This window comes from Clostridium cuniculi (assembly GCF_004353185.1).
Classification (GTDB): Bacteria; Bacillota; Clostridia; order Clostridiales; family Clostridiaceae; genus Clostridium; species Clostridium cuniculi.
Genome location: NZ_SMUS01000006.1, coordinates 41433 through 56919, shown reverse-complemented (window position 1 = coordinate 56919; position 15487 = coordinate 41433). Strand labels below are relative to the sequence as shown.

Annotated in this window: 10 protein-coding genes; all 10 read right to left on the bottom strand. The window is 28.4% G+C overall.

Features of this window, described 5'->3' with window-relative positions; all coding sequences use genetic code 11:
- Nucleotides 1-56: 56 nt before the first annotated feature.
- The 10 genes from EJJ37_RS04055 to EJJ37_RS04010 all read right to left on the bottom strand — a co-directional run bounded on the left by EJJ37_RS04055 (nt 57) and on the right by EJJ37_RS04010 (nt 15461).
- Nucleotides 57-932, bottom strand: coding sequence for an ROK family protein (locus EJJ37_RS04055; protein ID WP_133014314.1), 876 nt, complete (start codon nt 930-932; stop codon nt 57-59).
- A 52-nt stretch (nt 933-984) separates the two neighbouring features.
- Entirely contained in the window at nt 985-1476 is a 492-nt protein-coding gene (locus EJJ37_RS04050) for a hypothetical protein (RefSeq protein ID WP_133014313.1), read from the bottom strand.
- Between the two features lie 65 nt (nt 1477-1541).
- Entirely contained in the window at nt 1542-2486 is a 945-nt protein-coding gene (locus EJJ37_RS04045; RefSeq protein ID WP_133014312.1) for an ROK family protein, read from the bottom strand.
- A gap of 55 nt (nt 2487-2541) precedes the next feature.
- Nucleotides 2542-3972, bottom strand: coding sequence for an ABC transporter substrate-binding protein (locus EJJ37_RS04040; RefSeq protein WP_133014311.1), 1431 nt, complete (start codon nt 3970-3972; stop codon nt 2542-2544).
- A 222-nt stretch (nt 3973-4194) separates the two neighbouring features.
- The gene (locus EJJ37_RS04035) at nt 4195-6990 is read right to left on the bottom strand and encodes an endo-beta-N-acetylglucosaminidase (protein WP_243124832.1); all 2796 of its coding nucleotides are present in this window, start codon (nt 6988-6990) and stop codon (nt 4195-4197) included.
- A 193-nt stretch (nt 6991-7183) separates the two neighbouring features.
- Entirely contained in the window at nt 7184-10315 is a 3132-nt protein-coding gene (locus EJJ37_RS04030) for an alpha-mannosidase (protein WP_133014310.1), read from the bottom strand.
- An 80-nt stretch (nt 10316-10395) separates the two neighbouring features.
- Nucleotides 10396-11355, bottom strand: coding sequence for a carbohydrate ABC transporter permease (locus EJJ37_RS04025; RefSeq protein ID WP_133014309.1), 960 nt, complete (start codon nt 11353-11355; stop codon nt 10396-10398).
- 19 nt (nt 11356-11374) lie between these two features.
- Complete coding sequence (locus EJJ37_RS04020; protein WP_133014308.1) at nt 11375-12385, bottom strand: ABC transporter permease; 1011 nt, start codon at nt 12383-12385, stop codon at nt 11375-11377.
- Nucleotides 12386-12617: 232 nt separating this feature from the next.
- Nucleotides 12618-13715 (bottom strand): response regulator transcription factor, encoded by a 1098-nt coding sequence (locus tag EJJ37_RS04015; RefSeq protein WP_133014307.1) that lies wholly within the window; start codon nt 13713-13715, stop codon nt 12618-12620.
- A 3-nt stretch (nt 13716-13718) separates the two neighbouring features.
- Nucleotides 13719-15461 (bottom strand): sensor histidine kinase, encoded by a 1743-nt coding sequence (locus EJJ37_RS04010; RefSeq protein WP_133014306.1) that lies wholly within the window; start codon nt 15459-15461, stop codon nt 13719-13721.
- Between the last annotated feature and the right edge of the window lie 26 nt (nt 15462-15487).

Here is a 15487-nt window from a genome sequence, read left to right as displayed (position 1 = left end):
CATTATTTGGATTGACCCCGGAGGTCGTTACATATTTTTACATTTAACTATCATAATTAGTTATTAATATGATTTACTAAAGCTCCTACTAAATTAGCATTATGTTTATGATAACATTCACTTATCACAGGTCTTATAGTTGAATCTTCTATTGTTTCCATTAGATAGTCTAGCTTTTTATTAATATTATAAATGAAATCATTTCTTTTACTTATTCCACCACCAATAAGTATTATTTCTGGATCGTACACATATTGAAGATTATATATTCCCTTAGCTAAATTTAAATAAAATCTATCTAATATATCTATACAAAATTTATCACCTTTACTTGCAGCTTCAAATACTCTCTCACCATTCCAAGTATCATCATTATAATATGCTATTGCTTTTCTTACAAAAGACATTGTAGAAGCATATCTACTAAAGTTTATAAATTTACCATCTTTCTCTTCCATTATCATAAATCCAAATTCTCCACCATGAAGATTTTTTCCATTATGTATTTTTCCATCCTTAACTATACTTCCACCAATGCCTGTACCACAAACTAAAAATAATACATCTTTTAATCCCTTAGCTTTTCCATTAAAAGTTTCTGCTAGTGCTGCACAATTTGCATCATTTTCTATAGTTACTTTTAAATTCACTTTCTGTCCAAGTTCTTCTTTCCAACTAAATCCATGTATACATTGAATAGCACTTGTCCCATATATTATTCCACTTTTTGAATCTACAGCTCCTGGCGCACTTATAGCTACTCCTTTTACATCATAACTAAGCTTCATCTCTTCTATATAATTAATTATTGTATCCATTAATTTCTCTTTTTCATGAGAAACAGGTAATGAAGCATTTTCAAACAAATTTCCTTCACTATCAGCTATTGCAACTTTAATGGCTGTTCCTCCTATATCAATACATATATACAATTTTATTTCCCCCTAACCTAAATAAAGTAACTATCTTATCAATTAATAAATTTTAATTATATATTAATTCTCTAAATACTGATGGCTTAATCTTATAACACATAGATATTAATTTTTCATCCATATTTAAAACTAGACACTTTAATCCTTCAGGAGTTTTTACATATAAATATTGATTATTATTTTCTTTTTCCTTTATATATGCATTTATTACTGGACACTTCTTTTCATTTCTCTTAGTTTTACTTACACATTCAACATCTGATAAGTTAAATTCTAATAACTTCTTTCTTCTTTTTTCAGTCATTACTTTTGAAATAACTAAACTATCTAATGTTAATTCATACTCATAGGCAACAAATTTCTTTCTATTAAAATATACTATTCCTACATATATTAAAAACACAAAGCTTCCAATAAGTAATGTTCTAAAACCTAATATATAAACTGCTACTAATATTAATGATGCATATTCTATGGAATTCATTATGCTTTGAAAATATCCATAGTCTTTTCCATTATATTGCTCATAAAATTCTTCCATAACTACTATTCCCCTTTACTTCTCTTCTTACTTTGCTTGCTTTATTTTATAGCTAGTTTTCTATTCTACTTATTGCTTTCAACTATAGCTAATGCTACTGCACCTAGAACTCCTGCCTTACCACCAAGCTGTGCTTTTTTAACAACACAATTATTTAATATTGGCTTTAAACATCTACTTTTCATTTCTTCACTAATTATATCGAGAACTATTTGTCCACCTTCACTAACTCCTCCACCAATAACAATCATATCTGGATCAAATGCATTGGCTGCATTTGAAACTGCTACGCCTAAATATCCTAAAGCTTCTCTTAATATTTCATTTGATAACTTATCTCCATTACTCGCTTCAGCAAATACTTCTTTTGCAGTAACAACTTCATATTTTCTTAAGCTTGTTTCAATATTTGATTTTAAGGCCTCATCTGCTTGCTTTTTAATAGCAGTTCCTGATGACATAGATTCTACACAACCTCTATTTCCACAACCACATCTATTTCCTGAATAATGAACTGTAGTGTGCCCAAGTTCTAAAGCATTTGATGTGCTTCCTCTATATATACTCTTATTTAAAACTGCTCCTGCTCCAACTCCAGTACTAGCAGTTATAAAAATCATATTAGTAGTTCCTACTCCTGCCCCAAATTTATATTCCGCTAATGTTGCTGCATTTGCATCATTATCTAAAAATACAGGTAATTTAAATTCATCCTTTAATGCCTTAACTATATTAAAATTTTTAAAAGGTAAGTTTGGAGGATCTACTATTAATCCATTTTTAACATCTAATGGTCCTGGTGATCCAATTCCTATTGAAACTACTTTATCCTCTTTAACATCTTTACTTACATACCTTATACTTTCTTTTATTTTTTCCACAATTTGCTCATATCCATTACTTGCTTCAGTTGGTTTTATAATTTCTTTTAGTATATTTCCTCTTTCATCTGATAAAGCTGTATATATTTTTGTTCCACCTAAGTCTACACCTATAAATAATTTACTCATTTTTTTCTCCTTTACTATTGATATGATTAAAGGAGGATTTCTCCCCCTTTATCTATTATTGTTCAGCTAACCATGCATCAAGTTGAGTTTGCATTTCTTCAATAACTCTATCGATACCTTGGTCTTTTAATTTTTTATTTAACTTGTCTAAGTATTCATCAACATCTACTGATCCACTATATATAGTAGATTTAAACTCTTCAAGTACGTTGTTTATAGCTGCAATTTCATTTGTTACTTTTGAAGTATCAAACTTAAATCCAAGTACTGCAGATTCTTTAGCTGCATCATTAAATTCTTGGAATTCATCCCACTTAGTTTCTGGTTCATTATCTAAAACTTTAGTTATGAATAAGTTACCTAAAGTATAGTAACCAACAGAATAATCAGAAGCTTTATCTGTTAATTTAATTTGTTTGTCATTAACACTTTCATAGTGTGTTCCTTCTATACCATAGTTTAAAAGGTTTCTTATATATTCATCAGTATTTAAAAGGTTTAAGAATTCAACTGCTTTATCTGGATTTTTACTATTCTTAGATACTGCAATCATAGAACCAGTTGTTGAAGCATTAGTAATATAAGAATCTGTTATTTGACTTGTTACTACATCATATTTTAAATCTTTTGACCATAAAACTTCTGCATAAGGTTGTCCATCACCTTTTGTAACAAATCTCTTAACTGATTTATCATCTTGAGCTGTTGCAGAGTCAGCATTTATATATCCAGCTTGATAGTATTTTCTTAATGTTTCTAATGTAGACTTCATTTTGTCTGTTTCAAACATATTCTTTACTACTAGTGAATCATCTTCGTATTCTATTCCAACTGGATCTACTAATTGTTCAAAGTATTGTGGAGCTGAGAATCCTTTTGTGATATATAGTGGAGTTACATCCGGTTCATTCTCTTTTATAAGTTTTAACCATGGTTCTAAATCTTCTAATGAATGTAACTCAGTATAAGGAATGTTATACTTGTCTACATATTCTTTAGTAAATACCCACATTGGAGCTGTACAAATTTCTTTTTGATTTGGTACTGCATAAATACCACCATCAACTTCTGCTCCACTCCAGAATCTATCATCTATAGCTTCTTTCATTTCACTACCTATATTATCAAGATAAGGTGTTAAATCTAAGAATGCCCCTTTTCTTGCATTTCCTAAATAATCTCCTGCCCATGAACAAGTAAACGCTAAATCATAAGCTTCTCCTGAATTAATTATTACACCCAATTTTTGGCTATACTCACCATAATCAATAAAATTCATATCTATATTTACGCCTATTTTTTCTTCTAGATATTTATTAGCTTCATCTTCAACAAGTTGTAAGTCTTTTGGCTCAGCACCTATTGTATACCATTTCAATGTTACTACATCACTTTTCTTACTTGTTGCTGTACTAGAGCATCCAGCAAATATTGATGCACCTACAAGCGCAGTTGTTGCTAAAGCAATAAGCTTTTTAATTTTCATAAATTTCCTCTCCCCTTTTGCATATTTTTATATCGTTTACATATTCTATTTTATAGTAATTTTTTTAGACTTTATAGTGTACATATTTTATATTTAATATAAAAATTTCATATTTGTCTACTAATATGAAAATTTTTCCATTTTTATTAAAATAAATTATTACTAACTAAGCAATAAAAATGCTTAGCTAGTAATTTTTTTAATATTAATATAGTTATTTTTCTATTCTAATCCAAATACATCTATACCATAAATTCTAGCTGCAGAATCTGAACCTTGAGTTGCTTTTAATATTGTTAGTCTTACATACCTAGCATTTACTTGTTTAAATGCATCAACAGTTTCTCCTAAAGTATTTCCTTCTCTTAAAGATACAGTAGTAAAGTTTTCTCCATCTTCACTTACTTCTATCTTGTATTCTTCAGTATTCATATCTGGATTTTCTCCACCTACTTCAGCATGTTGAATATGGACTTCATTTATTGATTTAACTTCACCTAAATCAATAGTAATATTATGATTATCTGGACCTACTGCACACCATTTTGTAGATGGATCACCATCTAATGCATATTTAGGTGCTTCTGCATCATTTACAAAACTTGAAGCTTCTACTGTTTTATTTAATGATAGGTTATTTAATCCTGATTCTGCTGATTTTGTAACAGTTATTAAATCTTTTATAACTATTTCATCATTACCTTTCTTATTCTTAGCTTTTAATACAACATCATAAGTGCCTTCATTTGAATAAGTTACTGTTGGATTTTGCTCAGTACTTGTTTCAACATCTGCTCCTTTAAATGTCCATTCATAGCTATCAGCAACTAAGTTACTTAAGTTTTCAAATGTAACTGATTCGCCTGGTGCCACTACAGTACTTTTTGCTCTAAAATTAGCTTTTGGTAATGTATTATCTGGCCATTCTACTTTAACTTTTGCTGATTTTCCTCTTACGTTATCATTATTAACTGAAACTACTTCAAAAGTACTTTCCATTTCATCAGTTTCTCTCTCTAGAGAATTTATAAAGTACCTAGTATTATACGTTGCACCTAAATATGACTTACTCTTATCACTATTTACCTTATATATTTCATAATGATGCAATCCTTCACCTTCAGTAGCATCCCAAGTAAGTCTTATACCTGCTAAAGTACTATCTTCTTCAAAGCTAGTACTCTCAACTTTTACATTAGAAACATCTACCGCTTTATCAGTCTTTCCATCATCTATTGATAAATTCCCTAAATTAACTGTAAGATTATTTGCAGCTTCACTAGTTGTCATCTTATAAGAAATTGTTCTTATTGATTTATCTACAAATTTTTCAACATCATAAGTTACTTTTGTCCAGTCTTTTTCAAGTTTTTTATCTCCTGATATTGTTTCTATAGTACCATCATCAAATTCTAATACTAAATCTAATGCAACTTCTGAATCTGACTTTGCCATAGTTGTAAATTCTACACCTTTTTCAAGCTTTAAATCTGCACTAAATAGTTTAATAGTAGAAGATTTATTAGCCTCTAATTTACCTAATAATTTTATTGAGTTTCCTCCATAATATGCAGTTGAATAATCTAAACTTGCTGTTAGTTGGTTTTCCCCTTCATTTTCAATTATCCATCTATATGTTGGCATAACATCAGCTAAACTTCTATTATTCCAGTCTAAAGATGATACTTTTTCTCCATCAATAAAGAAGTTATACCCATTCCCCATGCTAAAGTTTGTTTTAAATGGCAATGATGTAACTGCTGATTTTTCAACTACATATGTTGAAATACCTCTCCACGTAGTACCAGTTGCTTCAGTAGCTTTAGTTGGATCATTAAATTCATTAACCCATAATTTAGCTTCTTTTTCTTGGAATGAATCTACTGTATCTGAAGAAAAATACGTCCAGCTTGGACAATATAATCCTAATGAGGTATATGTTTCATTTGCTGTTTTTTCAAATAAGTCCCATTTAATAGGTGTTGCTGTACCATCAGATTGTACATCTATTCCAGCATAAACTTCTTTAGAGTCAACACCTATTTTTTCTGCATGCTCTTCTGATTTCTTTAATAATTCATCTTGAGCATACTTATCTTCTGTCCACCAGAAATTTAAGAACATACTATCTGCAACTTTATTACCTTCTCCATCTATTAAGAAAATATCATTTTTATCATTAAGTGTATTTTGCCAATTTATTTCCCCATCTTTTGTCATAGAATCATACCACATTAACTGTTGAGAATCTCCTGCCTTCTCTTTATACTGCTTTATAAATTCTTGCATAAGTTCTACATGTTCCACTGTTAATGGATTTTCTTCAGTCCCTTGAGTTTCTTGGTTTATAAACCAACCTTCAAAGTTATATGTTTTAGCAACTTCAATAAGCTTATCTACCATAATGAAGTTTCCTTCAGCATCCTTTGTAAAAAATATATCTAACCACTCTAATCTACCTGCAAATTCAGTTGGTGGAAAGAATATTGTTCCTAATACTTCTACTCCATTTTTATGAGCTGAATCTGTAACATCAGCACTTGGTGGAACAATTATTCCCTCACCAGCTGATCCTCCCCAATAAACAAGAGTATCTATATATTGCCAATATGAAAATGTATTTGAATCAAAAGTATTTGATCCTTGTGTAGGATTTCCGCTAGTGTTTGCGTTCATAATTGATAATGCTACTACTTTTGTATCTTTATTTTGAGTATTATTTACTGTTTGTAATTTTTCCTTATCTACTCTTTTTTGCAGTTCTATAGTACTTATATTATAAGGAACATCTTCATCCTCAGAAGCAGTCCATTCTAATAAATCTTCAGGTAACCAATAAGATGATATTGGAGTGTTTTGCATCTTAAAATTAAGTCCCTCTTCTGTTATTTTATATACTTGCTTATTTCCCCCTGTCGTAACATTGTTACATCCAGTAAATACTACTGCTAAAGTAAAAGCTACCGCTGTTGGTAATATCACTATCTTTTTACTTAAGTATCTCTTTCTTATTATCATTTCTATACCCCTTTTCCTTCCCTAAAATAATCTATAACTAACATAATATTTAGCTATATTTACAACATTTTATTTTTTCACCAAACTACAACATTACCCAATTTTATTATATATAAACATTTAAGGAATACCTCAAATTTTAATAATTATATTTTGTTATAATTAATTCTTTTGAGATATTCCTTAAATTGCTTTATCTTAATTTAAATTTAAATGTCTTTATTTCATATGGTTTAATAGTAAAGTTGACCTTATTTCCAACTGGAGATAATTCTTCTAAATCTCTTTCTAGAAGGTTACACTCTCTGATTTCTTTTATATCCTTAAAGAATTCTAATGTAACATTACTTCTCTTATTGTGGAATTCATACATTCTTACAATTAAATCATCTGAATCTTCAGCTTTCTTAATTACTTCTATCATTACATTATCCTTATCAACCTTTGCTAAGCTTAATGTATTTGGTAAGTCCCCTTTATGAGCTTCTTCAACAGTTGTAATAAATGGAGTATTTAACTCGTAAGCTTTTTGTGAAGTTTCTCCTTCCTTCCAATCTCCATTATGGCTGTAGATTGAGTAAGTTAAATGATGAACTTCTTTATCTGCATCAGGATTTGGATCACAAGTTGATTTTAATAATGTTAATCTCATATTTCCATCTTTAATGTCATGTCCATACTTACAGTTATTTAATAATGAAACTCCAAAATCTCCTTCTGAAAGATCAGCCCACTTATGTCCACAAACTTCAAATGCAGCAACTTCCCAAGATGTATTATTGTGAGTTGGTCTTGTAACATTACCATATTGAATTTCATAAGTTGCTTCACTTGCATTTATTTCAACCGGGAATGCAGTCTTAACAAGAACGTCTCTTTCTTTCCAATCTATAACTGTTTCAAAATCTACTCTTTCTATATCATTATAAATATGAATATTTTGGACTATTGTTGATTCTAAAAACTTTCTTTCTACTCTTAAAGTACTTCTTACTGGTCCTTGCTCAATAACTTCAATACTTTGAACGTCATCAATCTTCCACATTTTTTCTTTATAGTAGATATCTATATCCCAGTTATCGAAACACATTGGCTTATCTTCAAATGCTTGAATTTCGTTTCCTATAGCTCCATCCTTTAATAATTCTCTATTTTGATCTTTATGAATAAATGAAACTATTTGTCCTTTTTCATCAAACTTAATCTTAACAAATTTGTTTTCTGCTTCTGTTGTTGTTAATTTTACTACTTCAGTATTAACATCATCAGCTTCAACTATAGCATAACTCTTATATCCATTTGCAGGAACTCCTTTAGCAAAGAATATAGCCTTATTTCCTTCGATTTTTTGACAAATTAATTTGTTACCATCTTCATCAATTACTGCAACATTATTTATACCTACTGGTATTTCAAAAGTAGCTATATCGCTTCTTTCAAATCCTAATGTGTTATTTACAACTACACTTCTACTATCTAAGTTAATCTTTGAAGCTATAAACCCTTTAGTTTCATTAATCATTGAATCTGCATTTTCTATTAACTCTTTGTATTCAACTTCTGTTACATCATAAACTTCCTTAATTGATGAACCTGGAATAATATCATGGAATTGATTTAACAATACTGTTTCCCATGAATTATTAATATTTTCTTGTGGGTAAGCTTTACCCTCTAACATAGCTAAAGAGTTTAATTTTTCAGCAGCTGTGTACATATTTTCACATTTTCTATTATCTCTCTTATTTCTAGCCATTGAAGTATAAGTTCCCCTATGGTATTCAAGATATAACTCCCCATTCCATTTAGCTAATTTGTTATTATCTTTAACTTTTTCTTCTAATCTTTTAAAGTAATCTAAAGATGTTCCCATCTTAACTTTTGGTGCTCCTGGTATACCCTTTGAAAGTCTTCTAGCATTTTCAAACATTTCTAATGTGGCACCACCACCACCATCTCCCCATCCAAAGGAAATTAATACATCATTATTTAAGTTCTTATCTTGGTATCTTCTCCATGCACCCATTACTGCATCTGGTTGAATATGACCATTATAAGTAGTGAAATGAGACTCTCTCTCTTGTCCAGGTCCAGTTGTAGTTATGAAGTGAGTTAATACTTCTGTACCATCGATACCTTTCCACATAAATGTATCATGAGGAATTTTATTAAATTGATTCCATGCAATCTTAGTTGTCATAAAGTAATCAACATCTGATTTCTTTAATATTTGTGGTAATGCTGCAGAATATCCAAATACGTCTGGTAACCATAGAATCTTGCTATCTACATTAAATTCATCCTTAAAGAATCTTTTACCATGCATTATTTGTCTTACTAAAGACTCTCCTGAAGTTACATTACAGTCAGATTCAAGCCACATAGCTCCTTCTGGTTCCCATACACCTTCTTCAATTTTCTCTTTAACTTTTTCATAAATCTTTGGATGATCTTCTTTTAACATCTTATACAGTTGAGGTTGTGAAGACATAAAGATATATTCAGGATATTCTTCCATAAGTTTTAATACTGTTGAGAAACTTCTAGCAACTTTTTCTCTAGTTTGAGCAACAGTCCATAACCAAGCAACGTCTATATGAGTATGTCCAACGCATGTAGCTATAACATCTTCGTGACCACATAGTTCTCCATAGAATTTATCATTTAAGAAGTCATTTGCTTTCTTAACACTTTCATCATACATTTCACTCTTTGGTCTTCTTAAATCTATTAAGTTAACAGCTTCATTTAATACAGTTATCATATCAACTCTATTTTTATCTTCTTTTTCAAGCTCTTTACAAACATCTACTGGTACTTTTAAGTTCCAATATAATTCTCTTGATGCCATATCAATAACTACTAAGTTACCACTTAATGTAGCTAATTTATCTGCTAACATTCCTGCATATGCATGTAAGTCTATTTCATATTTTTCTCCAGCAACTGCATTGTGAGTTAATATTATTTCTCTATGGTTAATATCTACACCTTGGATTTGTTCTCCATTTACATAAAGTATAAATTGAGGATTTGTTGCATCCCAACCTTCTTCAAAAGTTTTGAAATTTAGTGCTATAGTTTGTCCTGCAAAACGTTCTGGAACTTCTACTGTACACTTGAACCAACCATGAGCATCTCTTCCTCCCCATAAATCTCCTGTCTTAAAATCTCTCCATCCATCAGCTGGAGCTTCTTTTATTAAATCAATGTTATGATAATTTCCATCTATATACTTGTAATTGTCTATTGATATACTATCTCTATAAATATGTTTTGATATTTCTCCACAAATTTTGTCAATTCTTTCTAATAAGTAATACATAATATACTCCTCCCAAATTTATCCTAATTTACTCTTTATCTTTATTAAAATTTTTATGTTTTTAAAATTATTTTATTTAATTACTCTTTAACAGCTCCAATTGTTAATCCACTTACAAAGTATCTTTGGAAGAATGGATAAGCAAATATTATTGGTAATGTTGTTATTACAACAATAGCCATCTTTGCTGTTTCCTTAGGCATCTTTGAAGCAACTTCTATTGCATTTGCACCCATACTAGTAGCATTATTACTTAAAAATTCCATTGATGTTTCAAGTTTTATAAGTAAATATTGAACTGGTATTAAGTTACTACTATCTATATATAGCATTGCATTAAACCAATCATTCCAGTATCCAAGTGTTAAAAATAGTCCAACTGTTGCGATACCTGGCAATGACATTGGTAATATAATTTTTCTGAATAATAGCCATTCACTTGCTCCATCTATCTTTGCTGATTCAACAACAGCATCTGGAATAGTTGTTTTGAAGAATGTTCTTAAAATTATAATATTGAATGAACTTACACATAGAGGTAATATCAATGCTAATATATTGTCCTTTAATTGTAAGAAGTTAACCATTACTAAGTATGATGCAACCATCCCTCCTGAGAATAACATTGGGATAAATATTAACTTAGTAAAGAACTTTCTATAAGCAAAATTCTTTCTTGATAATGCATATGCATACATTGTCATAATAGTTAATCCTAAAAGTGTACCCGCTACAGTTACTATAATTGTTATTCCATATGCCCTAATTATTTGACTTCCTGAAGAGAAAATATATTTATAAGCCTCTAAGCTCCACTCTTCTGGCCAAAATCTATATCCGTTAGCTGTTAATGATGCTTCACTAGTAAATGAAATAATCACAACAAACATAAATGGTATAATGCAAGCTGCTGCTAATAATGCAAATAATATATTTAAAACAAAATTTGTTTTCTTGCTTACTCTATTGAATCTTTCTTCCTTATCGCTAATCTTTTCTTTACTTTTATTAAAAACCTTATTTTTAAGCTTCAACTCCATTTAATTCACAACCTTTCTTTTAGAAGAATGCACTTTCTTCATCTACTTTCTTAACTATTGCGTTTGTTGTTATTATAAGAATCATTCCAACAAAAGATTGATATAATGCTGCTGCTGAACTCATACCTACGTTACCTAAATTCATAAGACCTCTATAAACATAAGTATCAATAACGTTTGTTACTGGATATAATGCTCCTGAATTTTTAGGTAATTGATAAAATAATCCAAAGTCAGATCTGAACATTCCTCCAATAGATGTTATGAACATAATAATTATTATTGGTTTTAATAAAGGAATTGTAATGTTCTTAATTTGTTGCCACTTGCTAGCACCATCTATTAATGCTGCTTCATAATATGTTTTATCTATACCACATATTGATGCAAGATAAACAACTGTACCATATCCTACACCTTTCCATTGGCTCATAATGATTATTATGAAAGGCCAGTAAACTGATTCTGTATACCAAGATACCTTGTCCATCCCCATTGATGCGAATATTGTATTTAAGTAACCTTTTTCTGGACTTAAGAAAGCATATAAACAATAACTAACTACAACCCATGATAAGAAATAAGGTAAGAACATTGATGTTTGATAAAATTTTGAAAGTCTCTTATTAAATATTTCTTTAAGCAATATTGCTAATGTTACTGGTAATACTATACCTAATATAATAAATACAAGATTATATAGAACCGTATTTCTTGTAATTAACCAAGCATCACTACTTTTAAATAAAAACTTAAAATTATCTAACCATACCCAATCGCTCTTTAACCAACTCTCAAAGAAATTACCATGTATTTTCCAATCCTTAAATGCAATTGTTACTCCGAACATTGGTAAATATGCAAATATTAAAAACCATATTGTTCCTGGAACTGTTAGTAATAGTAATTCTTTATTTGCCTTTACAGTAGAAAAAAATGTTTTTTTATTTACCTTAATATCTGTATTTATCTCTGTATTTTTCCTTATATTAGATTTTCTAGTTTTTTTTATTTCTAGTGTTCCATTCATTTTCAACTCCCCTTCCCCGTAAACGTTTTTACTATATTTAAAATATATCATGGTTAAATTTCCATTTATAGTTGAAAATATACAGATTTATTGTACTAATTAAAGTTTATATACTATTGAGGCAAAAAAGTTAAAATATTTACTTCTCTAAAATTACTTAGTGATATATGCAAAAAGATCATCTCAATATCCTGGAAATAAACTTCCTTACTCATGAGATGACCTTTTTATATTAATAATTCTTTAACTCTCTTAACATTGCTGGACTTACACCATAGTACTTCTTAAACTTTCTATAGAAGTAGCTTGTGTCTGAATATCCAACCTGTTTTGCTATATCATTAATTTTCATATTTGTATTTAATATTAATTCTTTTGCTTTGCTATTTTTTTCTTTATTTAAGTAATCTGAAAATGACATTCCAACTTCTTTGGTGAATAATTGTCCTAAGTATGAACTATTTATATTAAAATCATTAGCTAATACTTTAAGACTTAAGTCTTCATAATAATATTCTTTAACCTTTCTTACTATTTGTTGAATAACTGGACTAAATTTTTCTGTATTAGAGTTCATAATTTTTAATAAATTATCAACTTCTAAAATTATAAAATACTTTATATTTTCTCTAGACTTTTCATTAAATAATTTTATTATATTGCTAATTAAACTATCTTCTCCAATATTTTTATCAATTTTAAATTCATATGATATCTTATCAATTAATAAAAATATTTTAACTGATAAATCAAATATATTTTTAGTAGAAAATTCTTTTTTATCAAACAATGTTTCAAGATATTCTATAATCTTCAATCTATCTTTTTCCATAATTAACTTACGTAGCCTGTCCATTTCTTCTTCAAAGCTCAACTTTTTATATTTTTCATTAAGTGAAGTTTCATTACTTAATACTTTATTTAATTGCTCTTCTAAATTATTATTCTTTTCTGATTCCAACTTCTTTTTACAAATTTTTTTAATGGTTTCTTCTAATTCCATATCATCTATTGGCTTTAAAATATAGTTTTCAACTCCTAAACTTATTGCTTTTTGCGCATATGAAAATTCATCATATCCACTTAAAACTATAAAGCTAACGTCCTTATTAATCTTTTTTATTTCATTTATTAAGGTAAGCCCAGACATAATAGGCATATTAATATCTGTTATTACAATATCTACTGGCTCCTCCTTAAATTTATCTAAGGCCTCTCTTCCATTTTTAGCTTCATGAACAATCTCTAAATCCATACTATTCCAATCTAAAATATACTTTAATCCATCTAAAATTAATTTTTCATCATCAACAAACATTAACTTATACATTTTTTATTCCCCTCTCATTGGTATATTCAAAATAATTCTTGTACCATTTTCAAATTCTTCATCTACTTTTACACCATATTCTTCTCCATAGAGAAGCATGATTCTCTCGTGCGTGTTTGCTATTCCTATTGATTTTCCCGAGAAATCCTTTTCTTTTATCTTTTGATTTATTTCATTAATTTTATTTTTATCTATTCCTATACCATTATCCTCAATAACAATTTTTATATTATCATTATTTTTAGAAATATCTATATGCAACTCATTATCATAATCTTCTCGTCTTATTCCATGAACCGTATAGTTTTCAGCTAATGGTTGCAATACAAATTTTATTATTTCTTTATTTAATAATTCCTGTTCACAATTTATATAATAATTAAATTTATCATCATATCTAAACTTAAATAATTCTAAATACTCCTTACAATAATTAATTTCCTTTTCAATTGTTATCACATCATCTTCCTTTAATTGATTCCTAAATAAATTTCCTAAAAGGAATAACATCCTCCCAACATCTCTATTTCCATTTGCTATAGCCTTCATTCTTATTGATTCCAAAGTATTATATAAGAAATGTGGATTTATTTTACTTTGTAGTGATAACATTTCAGCTTTCTTTTTGCTAAGCTCAGCTTCCTTTTTATTCATCTCTGCTAAATAGCTAATTTCTATATGATTTTTTAAATCAATACACATATCATTAAATTGAGTAGCTATATAATTTAGTTCATCCTTATCATCAGTAATATCAATTCTTACATCAAGATTTCCTTCTTTAACTTGGTCCATAGTAGTTATTATTTTATTCATTCTTTCACTTAAGTTTTTTAACTTAATATGAATTATAAAAATAGCTACTACTACAACTAAAATATCTATAAATATTAACATCAAATAATAAGTTAATGGTAATTTTGTAGCTTCATAACTATTAATTCTTCCTAAAATTATATTACCTAACTTATCTACAATTACATTAGTATAATAAATATTTCCGTCTAAACTTATCTTATCTCCTATAGATAATTTTCCAATATATCTCATTAACGTTTCTCTATCATAGTCATCATCTGAATCAAATATAACTTTTCCATATTGGTCTATTATGATAGCATCATCTCCATAGGATTGTACTATTTCATCAATAACTTGACTATCATATGTTATTAGTATTAATCCTTCTTTTTTCAAGTCTACAGGATTACTAATTTCTTTTATATAAGAAATTTTACCATTTTCAGATATAACCTTCTGATTTTGCATACTCTCTACAGTATTTCTATCTAAAACTTCTTTACTTATTGTTCCATCTGTATCAAGTTCTATTAGTTCCTGTCTTGCATATGATAAAAACTTAATACTTACAATTTGTCTATAAGTATTAAAAGCTTGATTAACATATCTTTGAATTCCATTATAAAACTCTAAATTAGACTTTGCTAAATAATCTAATTTCATCTTTAAATAAGTTGTAGAATCGTTATTTAATAAATTTACAAGATCTGTTGCAATAAAGCTTTGATCATAAATACCATTTACTATCCTATCTACTGAATTAGTATTTTTTATTAACTCTAACTCAATATCTTCAATCATTTTTTTATTTAAATATAATTTTTGACTCTTGATATTTTCTTTAGAATAATATATAAAATATGCATCTAATGATAAAACGCAAGTTACTAATATAGCTGTATAAATTATAAATAACCTCTTATAAACTGCATTATATTTTTTCATATTTTAATCTCCCTATTTTTTCTAGT